The sequence below is a fragment of the Pseudomonas sp. CFSAN084952 genome (assembly GCF_009648855.1).
In the GTDB taxonomy this organism is placed as follows: Bacteria; Pseudomonadota; Gammaproteobacteria; order Pseudomonadales; family Pseudomonadaceae; genus Aquipseudomonas; species Aquipseudomonas paracarnis.
Genome location: NZ_CP045767.1, coordinates 1130022 through 1150966, shown reverse-complemented (window position 1 = coordinate 1150966; position 20945 = coordinate 1130022). Strand labels below are relative to the sequence as shown.

The following is a 20945-nucleotide window of genomic DNA, read 5'->3' as shown; positions in this document are numbered from 1 at the left end:
AGCAAGCCCAAAAGCCCTTGGCGGTCGGTGGCCGAGTATAGACAGTTAGGTTACTAATGACAACGCGCACACCTCACCCTAATAGCTGATTGCGCTGGCGGGATAAAAGGCGTAAATGGCAGTCAATTTCGACGAAAAAGTACGGTTAAAGCCTTCTGGCGCAAGACTTTAGGCAAATTGACATCTGGATTTATATCAATATAGTGGTGCGGGCCCTGCGTGGGGGGTCTGTCTGATGATTTGAAGCATAAATAGGAGGCCACATGGCTGACAAAAAAGCGCAGTTGATCATCGAGGGCGCAGCCCCCGTCGAGCTGCCCATTTTAACCGGCACCGTTGGTCCCGATGTTATCGACGTACGGGGCCTGACGGCCACGGGCCGTTTTACTTTCGACCCAGGCTTCATGTCGACCGCTTCCTGCGAGTCGAAGATCACCTATATCGATGGTGATAATGGCATTCTGCTTCATCGCGGCTACCCGATCGAGCAACTGGCTGAAAAGTCGGACTACCTGGAAACCTGCTACCTGCTGCTAAATGGCGAATTGCCAACAGCCGAGCAGAAAGCCCAGTTCGTCAGCACCGTGAAGAACCACACCATGGTTCACGAGCAGTTGAAGACCTTCTTCAACGGCTTCCGTCGCGACGCCCACCCGATGGCCGTCATGTGCGGTGTAGTAGGCGCCCTGTCGGCCTTCTATCACGACTCCCTGGACATCAATAACCCGCAGCATCGCGAAATTTCCGCGATCCGCCTGGTTGCCAAGATGCCTACCCTGGCCGCAATGGTTTACAAGTACTCCATGGGCCAACCCATGATGTACCCGCGCAACGACCTGACGTACGCGGAAAACTTCCTGCACATGATGTTCAACACCCCGTGCGAGATCAAACCGATCAGCCCGGTGCTCGCCAAGGCCATGGACCGGATCTTCATCCTCCACGCCGACCACGAGCAGAACGCTTCCACCTCTACCGTGCGCCTGGCGGGCTCTTCGGGTGCCAACCCGTTCGCCTGTATTGCCGCCGGCATCGCCGCACTGTGGGGCCCTGCCCACGGCGGTGCGAACGAAGCCGTATTGACCATGCTCGATGAAATCGGCGATGTGTCCAACATCGACACCTTCATCGCCAAGGCCAAGGACAAGAACGATCCGTTCAAGTTGATGGGCTTCGGTCACCGGGTCTACAAGAACCGCGACCCGCGCGCTACTGTCATGAAGCAGACCTGCGACGAAGTGTTGAAGGAACTGGGCATCAAGAACGATCCGCAACTCGAACTGGCCATGCGCCTGGAAGAGATCGCCCTGACCGACCCGTACTTCATCGAACGTTCTCTGTACCCGAACGTCGACTTCTACTCTGGGATCATCCTCAAGGCGATCGGCATTCCAACCAGCATGTTCACCGTGATCTTCGCCCTGGCGCGGACCGTGGGCTGGATCTCCCACTGGAAAGAAATGCTCTCCAGCCCGTACAAGATTGGCCGCCCGCGCCAGCTGTACACCGGCTACGAGTCGCGTGACATCACCAAGCTGGAAGACCGCAAGTAAGCATTCAACTGCTTAGCTGCATTGAGAACGGCCTCCCTTAGTGGAGGCCGTTTTTGTTGGTGTGGCCTGATCTACCGTCATCGCAGGCAAGCCAGCTCCCACATTGGACCGCATTCCAACAAAAGGACACGACCCAGTGTGGGAGCCGGGCTTGCCCGCGATGAGGCCAGCCCAGGCAAAAAAATACCCCGGCCTTGCGACCGGGGTATCTCTTATGCAACTGACGACTTAGTGATTAACCGCCCCACTCGCCCCAAGGCCAGTCTGCGAACGCACGAACTGCGGGAAGTACAGCGCACGCTCTTTCTCCGCCGCCGCCGACTTGTCGGTGATGGAGAAGAACCAGATGCCGACGAAAGCGATGATCATCGAGAACAGCGCCGGGTACTCGTACGGGAAGATCGCCTTTTCATGGTGCAGGATCGACACCCAGATGGTCGGACCGAGGATCATCAGGCCCACGGCGCTGATCAAGCCCAGCCAGCCGCCAATCATGGCACCACGGGTGGTGAGGTTTTTCCAGTACATGGAAAGCAGCAGCACCGGGAAGTTACAGCTGGCGGCGATGGAGAACGCCAGGCCGACCATGAACGCGATGTTCTGGCTTTCGAACAGGATACCCAGGCCGATGGCCAATACACCCAAGGCTACGGTAGTGATCTTCGACACGCGAATCTCATCTTTCTCGTTGGCCTTGCCCTTCTTGATTACGCTGGCATACAGGTCATGGGACACCGCCGAAGCACCCGCCAGGGTCAAGCCGGCAACCACCGCCAGGATGGTGGCAAACGCCACGGCCGAGATGAAGCCCAGGAAGATACTGCCACCCACCGCGTTGGCCAGGTGCACCGCCGCCATGTTGTTACCGCCGAGCAAGGCGCCCGCTGCATCCTTGAACGCCGGGTTGGTGCTGACCAAAAGGATCGCGCCGAAGCCGATGATAAAGGTCAGGATATAGAAGTAGCCGATGAAGCCGGTTGCGTACAGCACGCTCTTACGCGCTTCCTTGGCGTCGCTTACCGTGAAGAAGCGCATCAGGATGTGCGGCAGGCCAGCGGTACCGAACATCAGTGCCAGGCCCAGGGAGAATGCCGAGATCGGGTCTTTCACCAGGCCGCCGGGGCTCATGATCGCCTCACCTTTGGGGTGAACCTTGATCGCCTCGGAGAACAGCATGTTGAAATCGAAGTTGACGTGCTTCATCACCATCAGCGCCATGAACGAGGCACCGGACAGCAACAGCACCGCCTTGATGATCTGCACCCAGGTGGTCGCCAACATGCCGCCGAACAGCACGTACAGGCACATCAGGATACCCACCAGGATCACCGCCACATGGTAATCAAGGCCAAACAGCAGCTGGATCAGCTTGCCCGCGCCGACCATCTGCGCGATCAGGTAGAACGCCACCACCACCAGCGAGCCACACGCCGACAGGCTGCGGATCTGGGTTTGCCCCAGGCGATAGGACGCCACGTCGGCAAAGGTGTATTTGCCCAGGTTACGCAAGCGCTCGGCGATCAGGAACAGAATGATCGGCCAGCCCACAAGGAAGCCGATCGAGTAGATCAAGCCGTCGTAGCCGGAGGTGAACACCAGCGCGGAAATCCCCAGGAAGGACGCCGCCGACATGTAGTCACCGGCAATCGCCAGACCGTTCTGGAAACCGGTGATCTTGCCGCCCGCCGCATAGTAGTCCGCCGCCGACTTGTTGCGCTTGGACGCCCAATAAGTGATGCACAGGGTGGCGCCGACAAACGCGACGAACATCACAATGGCCGAGATGTTCAGCGGTTGCTTGTGCACTTCACCGGTCAATGCGTCCGCCGCCCAAACGGCCGGAGCCAACAGCGAAGCACCGAATAGAGCCAATAGACGCCGGATCATTGCGCAGCCTCCTTGAGAATCGCATTGTTCAGGTCGTCAAATTCGCCGTTGGCCCGACGCACGTAGATGCCGGTGAGAATGAAGGCCGACACAATCAGCCCGACGCCCAGGGGGATGCCCCAGGTAATCGAGGAACCGGGGCTGATCTTGGCCCCCAGCACTTGTGGCCCGTAGGCGATCAACAGGATGAAAGCGGAGTAAAGCCCTAGCATGATCGCCGAGAGAATCCAGGCGAACCTTTCCCTTTTCCTGACCAGCTCCTTGAAACGCGGGCTGTTTTGAATCGAGAGGTAAATGCTGTCGTTCATTGTTTTTATCCTCGCAGCACAGCTTTTTATTATTTTGGAACGTATCCACTGTATGCGGCTGCGCAATGGGTTCCAGACGACCTTAGTAGTAGATCGAGTGTAGCGAGGGATTGCTGGGGCGCAGGAAGATTTGAGTCAGTGCAAAACGAATGTGGGAGGGGGCTTGCTCCCGAAAGCGGTGTGCCAGTCAAAAATCTGTGACTGGCACACCGCTTTCGGGAGCAAGCCCCCTCCCACAGGGTTGCATCGGTGGCTTTTATTTAGCGGTCCATTCGGCAACGCGCTCGGGGTGCTTGGCTACCCAGTCCTTGGCCGCGGCGTCCGGCTTGGCGCCTTCTTGAATCGCCAGCATGACTTCACCGATTTCATCCTTGGAGGCCCACTGGAATTTCTTCAGGAAGGCTGCGACTTCCGGCGCTTTCTTCTCCAGGCCCTTGCTGCCGATGCTGTTGACGGTTTCAGCAGCACCATAAATCCCTTTTGGGTCGTCCAGGAAACGCAGTTTCCACTTGGCGAACATCCAGTGCGGTACCCAACCGGTGACCGCAATCGACTCCTGCTTGTCTTCGGCGCGGGTCAGTTCGGCAATCATCGCCGCACCCGAGCTGGCTTGCAGTTTGTAGTCCAAGCCATATTGCTTGATGGCTTCGTCGGTCTTGAGCATTACGCCTGAACCGGCGTCGATGCCGACGATCTTGTTCTTGAAGGTGGTGTCGGTCTTGAGGTCTTCGATGGACTTGGCCTTGACGTACTCCGGCACGATCAGGCCGATCTTGGCGTCCTTGAAGTTGGGGCCGTAGTCGACCACCTTGTCCTTGTTCTTGGTCCAGTATTCCCCGTGGGTCACCGGCAGCCAGGCGGAGAGCATGGCATCGAGTTTGCCAGTGGCAACGCCCTGCCACATGATCCCGGTGGCAACCGCTTGCAGTTTTACGTCGTAGCCGAGTTTTTGCTTGATTACCTCTGCCGCCACATGAGTGGTGGCCACGCTGTCGGACCAGCCGTCCACGTAGCCGATGCTCAGGGTCTTGCTGTCGGCACTGGCCAGTGTGGAGCCCATCGCAACTACCAGAGTGGCAGCTGCGCCCAAGAGTCGTCGCATCTTCATAGTACTTCCCCGAAAGTGCTGCGCCCGACGGATGCCGAGCGACGTCAAACTGTTGTTATAGGGTGCACCGCGCCCCCTTCACGCGCATCGATCCGGTTGCTGAGGCATCAGTGGAGTACTGACAGTTTTATCTTCAACCTGCGTAGGCATTTGCCCTGCTCTGTCAGCGACCTTGGTTGAGCAGGAAACGACATCACATCGCCAGCAGGACGCTTTGTAGGCGTTATCGCCAGAATCCCGCCCGAAGTTTGCATGTCAAAATTATGCAGCCGCACTGGGCTGCGGCAAATCCGGGTAAGATGCGCGCCTTTGCTCCCCCAGATAAGCCGACCATGCCCGCGACTGCCCGCTTCCCTGCCCTGCCCTATTTCTTCGCCTTGATCCTCGGCGCGCTTGCCCTTGTCGGCTACTGGTACGGCCTCGGCCGGCCCGTGGTGTTGCCAGACGTCGCCAGCGCCAGCCATAAGCTGCAATGTGCGTCCTACACACCGTTCGACAAAGACCAGTCCCCATTCGACCAACCGTTCACGCTGCGCCCCGAGCGCATGGACGCCGACCTGGCGCTACTGGCTACGCGCTTTGAATGCATTCGCACCTATTCCATGACCGGCCTGGAGGCCCTGCCGGACATGGCGCGCAAGCATGGGTTGAAAGTGATGGCCGGGGCCTGGGTCAGCAGCGACCCTGTGGCGACCGAAAAAGAGATCAACGAGTTGATCGCGGCGGCCAACGCTAGCCCGGATGTAGTGACCTCGGTGATCGTCGGCAACGAAGCCCTGCTGCGCAAGGAAGTTACTGCCAAGCAACTGGTGGCGCTGATCCATCAGGTTAAAAGCCAGATCAAGCAGCCCGTCACCTATGCCGATGTCTGGGAGTTCTGGTTGCAACACCCGGAAATCGAGCCGGCGGTGAACTTCCTGACCATTCACCTGTTGCCGTATTGGGAAGATGAGCCGTCCGGCATCGACCAGGCGCTCAAGCACGTGGGCGATGTGCGCCAGACCTTCGGCCATAAATTCGCGCCCAAGGACATCGTGATCGGCGAAACCGGCTGGCCCAGCGAAGGCCGACAGCGCGAAACCGCCGTGCCCAGCCGGGTCAATGAGGCCAGGTTCATGCGCGGCTTCGTGGCCATGGCCGAAGCCAATGGCTGGCGCTACAACCTGATCGAAGCCTTTGACCAGCCATGGAAACGTGCGAGTGAAGGGGCTGTGGGTGGTTACTGGGGGCTGTTCGATGCAGACCGTCAGGACAAAGGTATCCTCGCCGGCCCGGTGACCAATGTGCCCTACTGGCGGCTGTGGCTGGGCGTCGGCGGGCTCATCCTGCTTGGCACCCTGGTGCTCGGCGGCCGCGTTCGCAGCACTCGCTCTGCATTAATACTGCCGTTGCTAGGGGCCGTCGCAGCGTGCTCCATCGGCAGTTGGGCCGAACTGACCCGCGTTACCGCGCGCTTCAGCGATGAATGGGTATGGGCAGGCTTGCTGGTGATGTTGAACTTGCTGGTGCTGGCCCACGCCGCACTCGCCCTCAGCGGACGGGAAGGCTGGCGTGAGCGCGGGTTCAGCTGGCTGGAGCAACGCGCGGGCTGGCTGATGGCAATCGCCGGGTTTGCCGGTGCGGTGATGATGCTAGCGCTGGTGTTTGACCCGCGCTATCGCAGCTTCCCAAGCGCGGCGCTGGTGTTGCCGGCCCTGGTGTACCTGGTACGCCCGGTGACCGGACCACGTCGGGAGATTGCGTTGCTGGCCTTTATCATCGGTGCCGGCGTTGCGCCGCAGTTGTACCGTGAAGGGCTGTTGAACCAGCAGGCCTGGGGTTGGGCAGTGGTCAGCGTGCTGATGGTTGCGGCTTTGTGGCGTTGCTTGCGAGTGCGCAAGGCGTAACACCGCTATCGCAGGCAAGCCAGCTCCTACAGTTGATTGGGTTCACACATTTCTATCTGTGAGCACGGTCAAATGTGGGAGCTGGCTTGCCTGCGCTGAGGCCACATCAGGCGCCGCGCGGCTTCCTGACCAACCGCAACCCCGCAATCACCACCGCAAACACCGCAAACGTCGTGTTGTACAACGCCAGCGCCGGCAACCCGAACACCAAGCCCACCACCGCCAACGCCCATCCCGCACGCCCCGGTACAAAAAAGCCCAGCACCGAGGTGATCAACGCCGCCCACCCCAGCAGCTTGAAATGGATCATCAAACCCAGGTTCGAACGCACCTGGCATTCCCAGCGACTGGCCTCATCAGCACAGATGCCAACCCACTGCCCATCCTCCATGAAGCCGTAGCGTGCGGCATAACTGGCGGCCAGCCATAACGGCAAGGCAATAAGCAGCAGAATCAACGGCAAACGACGGGACATGGGGCACTCCGATAGGCAAAAACGGCGCCCAGCTTAATCCCACGGCGGCCGTTAGCAAGGTGTTCGCACAGATATCTGTTCAACAAAGCATGGCAAAGTGTATCGTCTCGCTACTATTACCCCGATTCCGACGTTTTTTCCGACTTTTCGTGCCGAGTGCTGGCACTTCGGTGACAAGGCGGTGGTCATAGCCTGCGAACTTCATTCAGCCCGTTCCTCTTAGGGATTAAGTCATGCTCCGTTCCTTGCGCTGTGCTGCCTTGCTGGGCAGCCTATTTTTGAGTGCGTCAGCACTGGCCGTCGATATCGACCAAGCCAGCTATGGCTACCCTTTGACCAACCCGTTCGAAGCAACCATCGCCACCACGCCTCCCGATCTGCGGCCAACCCTGCCGACAGATGACGAGATCAACCAGTCCGACTACACCCTGACGATGCGCCCCGAGCGCGAGTTCAGCCTGCCGGACAATTTCTGGGCGGTGAAGAAACTCACTTACCGCATTGCCAAGCAGGACCGTGCTGCGCCTTTGATCTTCCTGATCGCCGGCACCGGTGCACGCTTTGATAGCAGCATCAATGAATACCTGAAAAAGCTGTATTACCAGGCCGGCTACCATGTGGTGCAGCTCTCCTCGCCAACCAGCTTCGATTTCATCAGCGCCGCTTCGCGCTTCGCCACCCCGGGCATCACCCAGGAAGACGCCGAAGACATGTACCGCGTGATGCAAGCCGTACGCGCGCAGAACGCCTCGTTGCCAGTGACTGATTTCTACCTCACCGGTTACAGCCTGGGCGCCCTGGATGCGGCGTTTGTCAGCAAGCTGGATGAGACCCGCCGTAGCTTCAACTTCAAGAAAGTGCTGCTGCTCAACCCGCCGGTCAACCTCTACACCTCGATCACCAACCTCGACAAGCTGGTACAGACCGAGGTCAAGGGCATCAACAACAGCACCACCTTCTATGAGTTGGTGCTGAGCAAACTGACGCGTTACTTCCAGCAGAAAGGCTACATCGACCTCAACGATGCCTTGCTCTATGACTTCCAGCAGTCCAAGCAGCACCTGAGCAATGAACAGATGGCCATGCTGATCGGCACCTCGTTCCGCTTCTCGGCCGCTGACATTGCGTTCACTTCGGACTTGATCAACCGCCGTGGCCTGATCATTCCACCCAAATACCCGATCACCGAAGGCACCAGCCTCACGCCGTTCCTCAAGCGTGCCCTGCAGTGTGACTTCGACTGCTACCTCACCGAACAAGTGATCCCGATGTGGCGCGCTCGTTCCGATGGCGGCAGCCTGCTGCAACTGATCGATCAGGTCAGCCTCTACGCCCTCAAGGACTACCTGCGCGACAGCCCGAAAATTGCCGTGATGCATAACGCCGACGATGTAATCCTCGGCCCTGGCGACCTGGGCTTCCTGCGTAAAACCTTCGGCGATCGCTTGACCGTCTACCCGCTGGGCGGCCATTGCGGCAACCTCAATTACCGCGTCAACGCCGACGCCATGCTGGAGTTCTTCCGTGGCTAAATATCTTCTGCTGCTCGCCGCACTGATGTGCGCAGGCGTGGCCAATGCCGACAACAGCAAGGCCCAAGAACCCGTCAAGGTCGATGCCGACGGCTTCAAGGAGCCGCTGACCAAGCTCAAGTTCAACCCAGGCTTGGACCAGCGTGAGTTCGAACGCTCCACGCTCACCGCGCTTAACGTCTACGACCCACTGGAGTCGTGGAACCGCCGCGTGTACCACTTCAACTATCGCTTCGACCAGTGGGTATTCCTGCCGGTAGTAAACGGTTACCGCTACGTCACGCCGAGCTTCCTGCGCACCGGCGTGAGCAACTTCTTCAACAATCTGGGCGATGTGCCCAACCTGATGAACAGCTTGTTGCAGCTCAAGGGCCACCGCTCGCTGGAAACCACCGGGCGCCTGCTGGTCAATACCACCATTGGCATCGCCGGCCTGTGGGACCCGGCTACCGCCATGGGCCTGCCGCGCCAGAGCGAAGACTTCGGCCAGACTCTGGGCTTCTACGGCGTACCGGGCGGCGCCTATGTGGTGTTGCCGATCTTTGGCCCGTCGAACCTGCGTGACACCACCGGCTTGCTGGTGGACTACAGCGCCGAATCGCAGATCAACTTCCTCAACGTATCCGAAGTCAGCTCCAACCATCCGGAAGTCTGGGCCCTGCGCGCCGTGGACAAGCGCTACCAGACCAGCTTCCGCTACGGCCAGATGAACTCGCCGTTCGAGTATGAGAAGGTGCGGTATATCTATACGGAATCGCGCAAATTGCAGATTGCCGAGTAAACGTCATTGACCAAAGCCAAGGTCATCGCAATGGCCTTGGCCTCAATCCTGTAAACGCCATCTATCGTCACACTTTGAGCCATTGATCACCGCCAGACGGCGAAAACAGTGGAACCTCTTGAATGAAAGTTTACACACAGGTACTGACCCGGCGGCTCACCCAAGGCCGCCGAGGTATTCCTGATTAAACTTCTTCAAAAGGACACATCATGTTCATTCCGAACACCTTGAATTTGGCGGCTGGCTCGATAGACGCCATTGCACAACAGTTTGGTATGCCGAAGCTGCAAGCCCCAACCGAAAACACCGGCCGGGCAGCTGGCGATTATCGGACCGTAGACGAAATCACCAAAAACCCCTTGTTCGACAATCTGCTTACACCATTGCCCGCCGATAAAATGCCGACGTCCGCTCACCTGGATCCATTCACGAATCCCTATGCAGCGCGGCTTGAAGAACACAGGATCGACGATTTCTACGATAAGGTTGGAGGCAATTGGAACGATCCCAGCCTCAGCGACAGTGAGCGCGCTGATATCGCCGCGAATGCGGAGCGAGTGCTTGAATATATCGATAGCCTAGGAGGAAACAATTCGACAGTGGGCGACCAAATGATTAACGGGATGAGCAGCGCCTTGCCTCGCTTGTACTATAACAGGCTGACCACTGAGCATCTGACGACCGAGGGTTCCGAGGCAAGGCTTCTACTGAACTTTGCCGATCACGGTTACGATGTCTTTCATTAAGTGAAGCGCTGTTAGCTGAAAAACAAGCAGCGCCGCCTGGCACTGCTTGTTTTGAGAAAGCATGGGCACGTTATGGTTTGGATTTTAAAACAACCCAGAGCTTGGTCACTAAGGTGAGCAATACCAGAACCACCCCACCGGCAATAATCCCCGCCACCGCATTCAGCAACGTCGGCATCAGCCACGCCAGCGCCCCTGTGCTTTGGCTCACCGTCTCGATCCAGTGGTGCACCACGGGCACGCCATGGGTGAGAATGCCACCACCGACCATAAACATCGCCGCCGTGCCGATCACCGACAAGCTCTTCATCATGTACGGCGCCGCACTCAGAATCGCGCCGCCAATACTGCGTGCCACCTGGCCCGGCTTCTGCGTCAGCCACAGCCCCAGGTCGTCGAGCTTGACAATACCAGCCACCAATCCATATACGCCGATGGTCATGACAATGGCGATACCCGACAGCACAATCACCTGCTGTGTGAGCTGCGCGTCGGCGACAATGCCGAGGGTGATGGCAATGATTTCGGCGGACAGAATGAAGTCGGTGCGGATGGCACCCTTGATCTTGTCTTTCTCGAACGCCACCAGATCGGTTGCCGGATCGGCCACCGCTTCAGCCAACTGTGCGTGTTCGGCTTGATCTTCAGCCTTGCTGTGCAGGAATTTGTGCGCGAGTTTTTCGAAGCCCTCGAAACACAGATAGGCACCGCCAAGCATCAACAGTGGTATCACCGCCCACGGAGCAAAGGCGCTGATCAACAGGGCCGTCGGCACCAGGATCAACTTGTTGATAAACGAGCCCTTGGCCACCGCCCACACCACGGGAATTTCCCGCTCGGCCCGCACGCCGGAGACCTGCTGGGCGTTCAGTGCAAGGTCATCGCCCAGCACGCCCGATGTCTTCTTGGCGGCCATTTTCGTCATCAGCGCGACGTCATCGAGTACCGCCGCGATATCGTCGATCAACACCAACAAGCTGCTTCCTGCCATGAACCGAACTTCCGTTAGAGAGAGATGGCGCGAGCATAGCGCGGCGCAAGGCGTTGCGGGCAGATTGTTGAGGCTTGCGGATGGCCGGTGCTACCATGCGCAACCGCCTGTCATGGCAAGGAAACGTCTGGTTTATGAGCAGCATTCGCGAGCGCAACAAAGAAAAAATCCTGCGGGCGGCGAGCGAGGAGTTTGCCGACAAGGGCTTCGCCGCGACCAAAACCAGCGACATCGCCGCCAAGGCCGGGCTGCCCAAGCCCAACGTCTATTACTACTTCAAATCCAAGGACAACCTTTACCGCGAGGTGCTCGAAAGCATTATCGAGCCGATCCTGGCCGCCTCCACGCCGTTCAACCCCGAAGGCGAGCCCAAGGAAGTATTGAGCAACTACATCCGCTCCAAAATCCGCATCTCCCGCGACCTGCCGTTCGCCTCCAAGGTGTTCGCCAGCGAAATCATGCACGGCGCCCCACACCTGAGCACCGACCAGGTTGAACAGCTCAATGCCCAGGCCAAGCACAATATCGACTGCATCCAGAGCTGGGTTGACCGTGGCCTGATCGCAGCAATTGACCCCAACCACCTGATGTTCAGCATCTGGGCAGCCACCCAGACCTATGCCGATTTCGACTGGCAGATCTCGGCGGTAACCGGCAAGGCCAAGCTGGATGAGGCCGATTATGAGGCGGCGGCGCAGACGATCATTCGGTTGGTGCTCAAGGGGTGTGAGCCGGATTGATAGACCGCGCAGAGGCTATCGCAGGCAAGCCAGCTCCCACACGGATTTGCGCGGGACACAAAATGTAAATTGGTCACAATCCCCTGTGGGAGCGGGCTTGCCCGCGATAGCGCCCATCCAGACACATCCTGCTAAAAGCCTGCCGATCAGCCTTCGCCCCTCAGTCTAGCCTCTCAGAACACCATCTGAAGAGAGGCCACGGAATGCCTGATTTACCTGCTTCAAAACGCCTGCGCATCGGCCGCTATAACGAGTCCAACCGCATTTACCTGCTCACCACCAACACCCTTGAACGCGAGCCCATCTTCAGCGACTTCAGACTCGGCCGCCTGGTCGTACAACAATTCAGGATCGCCCAATATAAAGGGCTCGCAACATCATTGGCCTGGGTGGTAATGCCTGACCATTTCCATTGGCTTGTTTCTCTGGAGAAAGGTTCGCTTGCCGACTTGATGCGACAAGTGAAGTCCAAGAGCACCCGAATTGTGAATGCGGTGGCTGGCCGCCAAGGTCGCCTCTGGCAGCCGGGCTTTCATGATCATGCCGTGCGTCGAGAGGAAAGCCTTGAGGGGATTGCACGCTACATCGTAGCTAATCCACTCAGGGCTGGGCTGGTAAAGAAGTTTGGCGACTATCCGCTGTGGGATGCTATTTGGGTTTGACTGTAGACCGAGTCGACTGCATCGCAGGCAAGCCAGCTCCCACACTGATTGGATTCACACAGTTGGATTTGTGAACACCGCCAATGTGGGAGCTGGCTTGCCTGCGATAGCTTACTCACAGTCAGAACGATTCAAGCCGACACCCCCGCATCCGCCATCAACCCCACCCCCTCTATCGCCGTGATCGCACACTGCTCGTCAATATCGGACGTGTCCCCGCTGATCCCAATTGCGCCGAGCACCATGCCGCTCTGATCCCGAATCAACACCCCACCCGGTGCCGGCACGACGCTGCCCTGCCCCAGACTGTTCAACGCCGCGATAAACGCCGGGCGCTGTTGGGCGTCCAGTGCCAGCAAACGTGAACCCTTGCCCAGGGCAATGGCGCCCCAGGCTTTGCCGATGGCGATTTGCGGGCGTAGCAGGCTGGCGCCGTCTTCGCGTTGCAGGGTGACCAGATGGCCGCCGCTGTCGAGCACGGCGATGGTCAGTGGCGCAGCCGAAATGGTGCGGCCTGCAGTAAGGGCCTGGGTGGCCAGCTGGGTGGCGAGTTTCAAGGTTAAAGCGCTCATAGGTGCCGTCCTTATCTTGTTATGGGTAACGCGGTGAGGTCTGTTTGATCAGATGCTCGATGACACAAATAGAACACAATGATATCTGTTTTTGTATACAATATTTTTCAACAAAGGCTCCATACGTCGAAAAAAGCGCTTCCGACGAACGCAAAGGTCAGTTCACGAAAGGCATTGACCAACGTAGCTCGCCGTGAATACACTTTGGACAGACACCACTTGTATACAATTACAAAACGCAAGAGGCACCAAAACCATGAGCAAAATGAGAGCAATCGAAGCCGCTGTCCTGGTGATGCGCCGTGAAGGTGTGGATACCGCCTTCGGTATCCCAGGCGCCGCGATCAACCCGCTGTATTCGGCCTTGCAGAAGGTGGGTGGCATCGATCACGTCCTTGCTCGCCACGTTGAAGGCGCCTCGCACATGGCCGAGGGCTACACCCGCACCAAGGCCGGCAATATCGGCGTGTGCATCGGCACATCGGGCCCGGCGGGTACCGACATGGTCACCGGCCTGTATAGCGCCTCGGCCGACTCGATCCCGATCCTGTGCATTACCGGCCAAGCCCCCCGCGCCCGGATGCACAAGGAAGACTTCCAGGCCGTGGACATCACCAGCATCGTCAAGCCAGTGACCAAGTGGGCAACCACGGTGCTGGAACCCGGCCAAGTGCCTTACGCGTTCCAGAAAGCCTTCTATGAAATGCGCTCCGGCCGCCCTGGCCCGGTGTTGATCGACCTGCCGTTCGACGTACAGATGGCCGAGATCGAATTCGACATCGACGCCTACCAGCCGCTGCCCCTGGCCAAGCCGCTGGCGACCCGTGTGCAAGTGGAAAAAGCCCTGGCTCTGCTCGACGCAGCCGAACGCCCATTGCTGGTGAGCGGTGGTGGCGTGATCAACGCCGACGCCAGCGAGCTGCTGGTGGAGTTCGCTGAGCTGACCGGCATCCCGGTGATCCCGACCCTGATGGGCTGGGGCACGATCCCGGACGACCATCCGCTGATGGTGGGCATGGTCGGCCTGCAAACCTCGCACCGCTACGGCAACGCGACGATGCTCAAGTCGGACGTGGTGCTGGGCATCGGCAACCGCTGGGCCAACCGTCACACCGGTTCGGTCGAGGTGTACACCGAGGGCCGTAAATTCATTCACGTCGACATCGAACCGACCCAGATTGGCCGCGTGTTCACGCCGGACCTGGGCATCGTTTCTGACGCCGGCTCCGCGCTGACGATGTTCATTGAAGTGGCCCGCGAGTGGAAAGCCGCCGGCAAGCTCAAGGACCGCAGTGCCTGGTTGCATGACTGCCAACAGCGCAAGGCCACCCTGCACCGCAAGACTCACTTCGACAATGTGCCGGTCAAGCCGCAACGCGTGTACGAAGAGATGAACCAGGTGTTCGGAAAAGACACCTGCTACGTCAGCACCATCGGCCTGTCGCAGATTGCCGGCGCGCAATTCTTGCATGTGTACAAGCCACGCCACTGGATCAACTGCGGCCAGGCTGGCCCACTGGGCTGGACCATTCCCGCGGCGCTGGGCGTGGTCAAGGCCGACCCGAGCCGCAAAGTGGTGGCCTTGTCGGGCGACTATGACTTCCAGTTCATGATCGAAGAACTGGCGGTGGGCGCACAGTTCAAGCTGCCGTACATCCATGTGGTAGTGAACAACTCATACCTGGGCCTGATCCGCCAGGCCCAGCGTGGGTTCGAGATGGACTACTGCGTGCAGCTGTCCTTCGACAACCTCAACGCCCCCGAACTCAACGGCTATGGCGTCGACCATGTGGCGGTTGCCGAGGGCTTGGGCTGCAAGGCTCTGCGTGTGTTCGAGCCAGGCCAGATCCAACCGGCCTTGCGCCGCGCCCAAGAGATGATCGAAGAATTCAAGGTGCCCGTGATCGTTGAGATTATTCTGGAACGGGTGACCAATATTTCCATGGGCACCGAGATCAACGCTGTCAATGAATTCGAAGATCTGGCCCTGGTCGGCAACGATGCGCCGACTGCCATTTCCCTGCTCGATTAAGGAGAACCCTATGCCGCGCTTTGCTGCCAACCTGTCCATGTTGTTTACCGAACAGGATTTCCTTGCCCGCTTCAAAGCGGCTGCCGATGCCGGTTTCCAGGGCGTGGAGTACCTGTTCCCGTATGAATTCAGCTCTGCCGATATCAAGGCGCAGCTGGACGCCAACGGCCTGACCCAGGTGCTGTTCAACCTGCCAGCCGGTGACTGGGCCAAGGGCGAGCGCGGCCTGGCTTGCCACCCGGACCGGGTCGAGGAGTTCCGTGCCGGGGTCAAACTGGCAATCGCCTATGCCCAGGTCTTGGGCAACACCCAGGTCAACTGCCTGGCGGGTATCCGGCCACAAGGCGTTGATGACGAGACCGTAGAAAAGACCTTCGTCGCCAACCTCAAGTACGCCGCCGAGAAGCTGCAGGCGGCGGGTATCAAGCTGGTGATGGAGATGATCAACACCCGCGACATTCCGGGCTTCTACCTCAACAACACGGCGCAGGCCCTGTCGATTCGCGAGCAAGTGGGCAGCGCCAACCTGTTCCTGCAATACGACATCTACCACATGCAAATCATGGAAGGCGACCTGGCGCGGACCATGGCGGCGCACCTGGGCGAGATCAACCACATTCAACTGGCGGACAACCCAGGGCGCAACGAGCCAGGTACCGGTGAGATCAACTACCGCTTCCTGTTCGAGCATCTGGACCGCATTGGTTACGCGGGTTGGGTCGGCTGTGAGTACAAGCCGTTGACCACTACCGAGGCGGGTTTGGGCTGGCTCAAAACCCATAACGCCATCTGACAACTGACACAACACAAAACACTGTGGGAGCTGGCTTGCCAGCGATGCGGACACCTCGCTGTATCAGGCATACCCAGGTGATGCCATCGCAGGCAAGCCAGCTCCCACATTAAACGAGGATTTTGATCATGGCTAAAATCGGATTCATCGGCACCGGCATCATGGGCCAACCCATGGCCGCCAACCTGCAGAAAGCAGGCCATCAACTGTTTCTCTCCGAACATCACGGCAAGGCTCCGGCTGAACTGATCAGCGCCGGCGCCGTGGCGCTGGCCAACCCGCAACAAGTGGCCCAGGAAGCCGAGTTCATCATCGTCATGGTGCCCGACACCCCTCAAGTCGATGACGTGCTGTTTCGCGCCGACGGCGTGGCTGCGGGCCTGTCACCGAACAAGGTGGTGATCGACATGAGCTCGATCTCCCCTACTGCGACCAAAGCATTCGCCGCCAAGGTCAACCAGGCCGGCGCGCAGTACCTGGACGCACCGGTGTCCGGTGGTGAAGTCGGTGCCAAGGCCGGCACCTTGAGCATCATGGTCGGCGGCGAACCGCAGACGTTCGAACGCGCGTTGCCGCTGTTCCAGAGCATGGGCAAAAACATCACCCTGGTAGGCGGCAATGGCGATGGCCAGACCGCCAAGGTGGCCAACCAGATCATCGTCGCGCTGAACATCCAGGCGGTGGCCGAAGCGTTGTTGTTCGCCTCCAAAAACGGCGCCGACCCGGCCAAAGTGCGTGAAGCGCTGATGGGTGGCTTTGCATCGTCGAAGATCCTGGAAGTGCACGGCGAGCGCATGATCAAGGGCACCTTCGATCCGGGTTTCCGCATCAACCTGCACCAGAAGGACCTGAACCTGGCGCTGGCTGGTGCCAAGGAACTGGGGATCAACCTGCCGAACACCGCCGGCACCCAGCAAGTGTTCAGCACCTGCACGGCAATTGGCGGCGGCAACTGGGACCACTCGGCGCTGATCAAGGGCCTGGAGCATATGGCGAACTTCTCGATTCGCGAAAAATAACCCAGCTTGAAATGCACTCCAGTGTGGGAGCTGGCTTGCCTGCGATAGCGGTCTCTGAGTGACAGATCAGGTGCCTGCCCCACCGCTATCGCAGGCAAGCCAGCTCCCACCTTTGAATGTGCTGCACCTCTAATAACAAGAATCCCCCGGGAGCCCGCTTATGTCGGTCGATCCGCAACACCTGCTTCGCGAGCTGTTTGCCACAGCCATCGACGCCGCCCACCCCCGGCAAGTCCTTGAACCCTACCTGCCTGCCGACCGCAGTGGCCGTGTGATCGTGATCGGAGCCGGCAAAGCCGCGGCCGCCATGGCACTGGTCGTCGAAGACTGTTGGCAGGGCGAGGTCTCGGGCCTGGTGGTCACCCGCTACGGCCATGGCGCGCCATGCAAAAAAATCGAAGTGGTCGAAGCCGCCCATCCGGTGCCGGATGCGGCCGGCCTGGCCGTGGCCCAGCGCGTGCTGGAACTGATCAGCCATCTGGGTGAAGACGACCGCGTGATCTTCCTGCTCTCCGGCGGTGGCTCGGCACTACTCGCCCTGCCCGCCGAGGGCATCACCCTGGCGGACAAGCAAGCCATCAACAAAGCCCTGCTTAAATCCGGCGCCACCATTGGCGAGATGAATTGCGTGCGCAAGCACCTCTCGGCGATCAAGGGCGGTCGGTTGGCCAAGGCTGCGTGGCCGGCCACGGTGTACACCTACGCGATCTCCGATGTACCGGGCGACCAGGCCACGGTGATTGCCTCGGGCCCGACCGTCGGTGACCCGAGCACCTCACAACAGGCCCTGGCGATCCTCAAGCGTTACCACATCGACGCCCCCGCTTCGGTGCGCAGTTGGTTGCAGAACCCGGCCTCGGAAACCGTCAAGCCCGACGACCCGGTGCTTGCCCGCAGCCACTTCCAATTGATCGCCCGCCCGCAGCAATCCCTGGAAGCGGTAGCAGTAAAAGTGCGCCAGGCCGGTTTCAGCCCGCTGATCCTCGGTGATCTGGAAGGCGAAGCCCGCGATGTGGCCAAGGTACACGCCGGCATCGCCCGCCAGATCGTGCAGCACGGCCAGCCACTGGCGGCGCCGTGCGTGATCCTTTCGGGGGGCGAAACCACCGTCACCGTACGCGGCGACGGCCGTGGCGGGCGCAACGCGGAATTCCTCTTGAGCCTCACCGACAGCCTCAAGGGCCTGCCCGGCGTGTACGCCCTGGCCGGCGATACCGATGGCATCGACGGTTCTGAAGACAACGCCGGCGCGATCATGACCCCCTGCAGCTACCGCCGTGCCGAAGCCCTGGGCCTGTCGGCCAGTGATGAGCTGGACAACAACAACGGCTACGGCTATTTCGCCGCCCTGGGCGACTTGATCGTCACCGAGCCGACGCGCACCAACGTCAACGACTTGCGCGCCATCCTGATCCTTGAGACTGCCAACCATGACGCCTGACAAGAAGGTCAAAATCCTCGCCACCCTGGGCCCGGCCACCGACGGTATCGATGACATCCGCGAGCTGGTGGAGGCCGGGGTAAATATCTTCCGCCTCAACTTCAGCCACGGCGACCACGCCGACCATGCCCAGCGCTACCAGTGGATTCGCCAGGTCGAGCGCCAGCTCAACTACCCGCTCGGTATCCTCATGGACCTGCAAGGGCCGAAGCTGCGGGTGGGACGCTTTGCCGAAGGCAAGGTGCAGCTCGTTCGCGGCCAGGCCCTGCGCCTGGACCTGGATGAAACTTTGGGGGACCAACGCCGGGTCAACCTGCCCCACCCGGAAATCATCGCGGCCCTGGAGCCGGGCATGGACCTGCTGCTCGACGACGGCAAGCTGCGCCTGCGCGTGATCACCAAGCATGCCGACGCCATCGACACCACCGTGCTCAATGGCGGCGAACTGTCTGACCGTAAAGGTGTGAACGTCCCACAAGCGCTGTTGGAACTGAGCCCACTCACCGCCAAGGACCGCCGCGACCTGAGCTTCGGCCTGGAGCTGGGTGTGGACTGGGTGGCGCTGTCGTTTGTGCAGCGCCCGGAAGACATCCGCGAAGCCCGCGAGCTGATTGGTGATAAGGCGTTTTTGATGGCCAAGATCGAAAAGCCGTCAGCGGTGCAACGGCTGCGCGAAATCGCCGAACTGAGCGACGCGATCATGGTGGCCCGGGGTGATTTGGGCGTGGAAGTGCCGGCCGAGAGCGTGCCGCAGATCCAGAAAGACATCATCAGCACCTGCCGCCAACTGGGTAAGCCGGTGGTGGTGGCCACGCAGATGCTCGAATCCATGCGCTTCTCGCCAGCACCCACCCGCGCCGAAGTCACCGATGTCGCCAATGCGGTGGCTGAAGGTGCGGACGCGGTGATGCTGTCGGCGGAAACCGCCTCGGGCGAGTACCCGCTGGAAGCGGTGCAGATGATGAGCAAGATCATCCGCCAGGTGGAAAACGGCCCAGACTACCAGGCACAGTTGGATGTCAGCCGGCCCAAGGCAGATGCCACGGTGTCGGACGCCATCAGCTGCGCGATCCGCCGCATCAGCAGCATCCTGCCGGTAGCGGTACTGGTGAACTACAGCGAGTCCGGCAGTTCCAGCTTGCGGGCGGCGCGGGAACGGCCCGTGGCGCCGATTCTCAACCTCACGCCCAACCTGTCCACGGCGCGACGCCTGAGCGTGGCGTGGGGCGTGCACTCGGTAGTCAATGATCGGCTGCGCCAGGTGGACGAGGTGTGTTCCACCGCGCTGGAAATTGCCCAGGCCCAGGGCATGGCGCAGCGTGGCGATACCTTGGTGATTACCGCAGGGGTGCCGTTCGGGCAGCCGGGGTCCACCAATTCGCTGCGTATAGAGACGCTGATTTAGCGCCTGTCAGGGCCTCATCGCGGGCAAGCCCGGCTCCCACATTTGATCGAGTTTGCATGTCGAACATCAATCAAATGTGGGAGCTGGCTTGCCTGCGAGGAGGGCAACTCGGTCTTATTGACTCAACCCAAATGCACAACCCAACCTGCCCCGACTGGGCCGAAGCCCTGCTCAACGGCTTCAGCCAAATCTTCCTGCAGCGCCACCCGCTGTGCGGCCTGCTGTGCCTGCTGGCGATCCTGATCGGCGCCCCGGCGTTGCTCGGCGGTGCCTTGCTGGGAGGTGTCGCGGGGTTGCTCACGGCCCAGCGCCGGGGGTATCCCAAGGCCGAGCGCCAGGCCGGGCTGTATAGCTACAACGGCGTATTGCTGGGCCTGTTGATCAGCCAGCACTTTGCCTGGTCGGCGCTGGTGCCGCCGCTGATCCTGGCGTGCGGCGGCTTGAGTGCCATCCTCACCCGGCACTGGTTGAAATACGCGACCCAACCCCTGGATTTGCCAGCGTACACCGCGCCCTTTGTTGGGCTGGGCTGGTTGCTGCTCGGCCAGGTCCCGCAGAACACCCTTGCGCTGAGCGAGCCCGACACTGTCGCTATACTGGCCGCGCCCTTCACCGGCCTTGGGCAAATCATGCTGCTGGACCAGCCCCTGGCGGGTGTGCTGATCGCCTTGGGCTTGCTGCTGGCCGACCGTCGCGCCGTCGCGTGGGCCTTGGGCGGCGCCACTCTCGGCATGCTGGCCGGCCTGTGGTTGAACGACGCCACTGGCGCTCTGCTCGGCCTGCACAGCTATAACCCCGCGCTGGCCGCCCTGGCCCTGTGCTCGTCGCGTCGCCAGCCTTGGTTGCCACTGCTGGGTATCGGCCTGGCCATCCTGCTCACCCCAGGCTTTGGCGCCCTGCACCTGCCCGCGCTGACCGCGCCGTTTATCCTCGCGTGCTGGCTGGTGCGCGCCGGTCAGCGAATGCTGCACAAGCCTCACATGGACAGCCCGTACGAATCGCCCTAGGCTTGCT

The 20945-nt window shown here is 60.1% G+C and carries 19 protein-coding genes; 13 read left to right on the top strand and 6 right to left on the bottom strand.

The window, feature by feature from the left end; all coding sequences use genetic code 11:
• Window positions 1–263: 263 nt before the first annotated feature.
• Window positions 264–1553: a citrate synthase gene (gene gltA / locus GH769_RS05370; RefSeq protein WP_014717728.1), complete on the top strand. Its 1290-nt coding sequence runs from the start codon at window positions 264–266 to the stop codon at window positions 1551–1553.
• A gap of 228 nt (window positions 1554–1781) precedes the next feature.
• On the opposite strand, the gene GH769_RS05365 is transcribed toward gltA, so the two are convergent.
• The 3 genes from GH769_RS05365 to GH769_RS05355 form a co-directional block, all read right to left on the bottom strand.
• Entirely contained in the window at window positions 1782–3440 is a 1659-nt protein-coding gene (locus GH769_RS05365) for a cation acetate symporter (protein WP_014717727.1), read from the bottom strand.
• Complete coding sequence (locus GH769_RS05360) at window positions 3437–3748, bottom strand: DUF485 domain-containing protein (protein WP_003190001.1); 312 nt, start codon at window positions 3746–3748, stop codon at window positions 3437–3439. Before GH769_RS05360 ends, GH769_RS05365 begins: the two co-directional genes overlap by 4 nt.
• Window positions 3749–4004: 256 nt before the next feature.
• On the bottom strand, window positions 4005–4856 hold the full coding sequence (locus GH769_RS05355) for a glycine betaine ABC transporter substrate-binding protein (protein ID WP_003233255.1): 852 nt from the start codon (window positions 4854–4856) through the stop codon (window positions 4005–4007).
• A gap of 332 nt (window positions 4857–5188) precedes the next feature.
• On the opposite strand from GH769_RS05355, the gene GH769_RS05350 reads away from it, so the two are divergent.
• On the top strand, window positions 5189–6742 hold the full coding sequence (locus tag GH769_RS05350) for a glycosyl hydrolase family 17 protein (protein WP_032902981.1): 1554 nt from the start codon (window positions 5189–5191) through the stop codon (window positions 6740–6742).
• A 106-nt stretch (window positions 6743–6848) separates the two neighbouring features.
• On the opposite strand, the gene GH769_RS05345 is transcribed toward GH769_RS05350, so the two are convergent.
• Window positions 6849–7217, bottom strand: a complete 369-nt coding sequence (locus tag GH769_RS05345; RefSeq protein ID WP_014717724.1) for a hypothetical protein — start codon at window positions 7215–7217, stop codon at window positions 6849–6851.
• A gap of 233 nt (window positions 7218–7450) precedes the next feature.
• Between GH769_RS05345 and GH769_RS05340 the strand changes: the two genes are divergently transcribed.
• The 3 genes from GH769_RS05340 to GH769_RS05330 all read left to right on the top strand — a co-directional run bounded on the left by GH769_RS05340 (window position 7451) and on the right by GH769_RS05330 (window position 10276).
• Window positions 7451–8749: a serine protein kinase PrkA gene (locus tag GH769_RS05340; protein ID WP_003189995.1), complete on the top strand. Its 1299-nt coding sequence runs from the start codon at window positions 7451–7453 to the stop codon at window positions 8747–8749.
• A complete protein-coding gene (locus GH769_RS05335; protein WP_014717723.1) occupies window positions 8742–9530 on the top strand; it encodes a VacJ family lipoprotein in 789 nt (262 codons plus the stop codon). The genes GH769_RS05340 and GH769_RS05335 overlap by 8 nt, the downstream gene beginning before the upstream one ends.
• 209 nt (window positions 9531–9739) lie before the next feature.
• Entirely contained in the window at window positions 9740–10276 is a 537-nt protein-coding gene (locus GH769_RS05330) for a hypothetical protein (RefSeq protein WP_019820397.1), read from the top strand.
• Between the two features lie 70 nt (window positions 10277–10346).
• On the opposite strand, the gene GH769_RS05325 is transcribed toward GH769_RS05330, so the two are convergent.
• Window positions 10347–11267 (bottom strand): DUF808 domain-containing protein, encoded by a 921-nt coding sequence (locus tag GH769_RS05325; protein WP_014717722.1) that lies wholly within the window; start codon window positions 11265–11267, stop codon window positions 10347–10349.
• A gap of 134 nt (window positions 11268–11401) precedes the next feature.
• Between GH769_RS05325 and GH769_RS05320 the strand changes: the two genes are divergently transcribed.
• Window positions 11402–12007 (top strand): TetR/AcrR family transcriptional regulator, encoded by a 606-nt coding sequence (locus GH769_RS05320; RefSeq protein ID WP_014717721.1) that lies wholly within the window; start codon window positions 11402–11404, stop codon window positions 12005–12007.
• 203 nt (window positions 12008–12210) lie between these two features.
• Entirely contained in the window at window positions 12211–12669 is a 459-nt protein-coding gene (locus GH769_RS05315; RefSeq protein ID WP_019820395.1) for a transposase, read from the top strand.
• 131 nt (window positions 12670–12800) lie between these two features.
• Here the strand turns inward: GH769_RS05315 and GH769_RS05310 are convergent, their stop codons facing one another.
• Window positions 12801–13241: a heme-binding protein gene (locus tag GH769_RS05310; protein ID WP_020302584.1), complete on the bottom strand. Its 441-nt coding sequence runs from the start codon at window positions 13239–13241 to the stop codon at window positions 12801–12803.
• Between the two features lie 256 nt (window positions 13242–13497).
• Between GH769_RS05310 and gcl the strand changes: the two genes are divergently transcribed.
• From gcl to GH769_RS05280, 6 genes are all read left to right on the top strand, one after another.
• Window positions 13498–15273: a glyoxylate carboligase gene (gcl, locus tag GH769_RS05305; RefSeq protein WP_003189987.1), complete on the top strand. Its 1776-nt coding sequence runs from the start codon at window positions 13498–13500 to the stop codon at window positions 15271–15273.
• Between the two features lie 10 nt (window positions 15274–15283).
• Entirely contained in the window at window positions 15284–16066 is a 783-nt protein-coding gene (gene hyi, locus GH769_RS05300) for a hydroxypyruvate isomerase (RefSeq protein WP_014717718.1), read from the top strand.
• Between the two features lie 128 nt (window positions 16067–16194).
• Window positions 16195–17085: a 2-hydroxy-3-oxopropionate reductase gene (locus tag GH769_RS05295; RefSeq protein WP_019820390.1), complete on the top strand. Its 891-nt coding sequence runs from the start codon at window positions 16195–16197 to the stop codon at window positions 17083–17085.
• A 160-nt stretch (window positions 17086–17245) separates the two neighbouring features.
• Window positions 17246–18526, top strand: a complete 1281-nt coding sequence (locus GH769_RS05290; RefSeq protein WP_032902980.1) for a glycerate kinase — start codon at window positions 17246–17248, stop codon at window positions 18524–18526.
• Complete coding sequence (gene pyk / locus GH769_RS05285) at window positions 18516–19931, top strand: pyruvate kinase (RefSeq protein WP_014717715.1); 1416 nt, start codon at window positions 18516–18518, stop codon at window positions 19929–19931. The genes GH769_RS05290 and pyk overlap by 11 nt, the downstream gene beginning before the upstream one ends.
• 131 nt (window positions 19932–20062) lie before the next feature.
• On the top strand, window positions 20063–20938 hold the full coding sequence (locus tag GH769_RS05280) for an urea transporter (RefSeq protein ID WP_032902979.1): 876 nt from the start codon (window positions 20063–20065) through the stop codon (window positions 20936–20938).
• The last annotated feature ends 7 nt before the right edge of the window (window positions 20939–20945 follow it).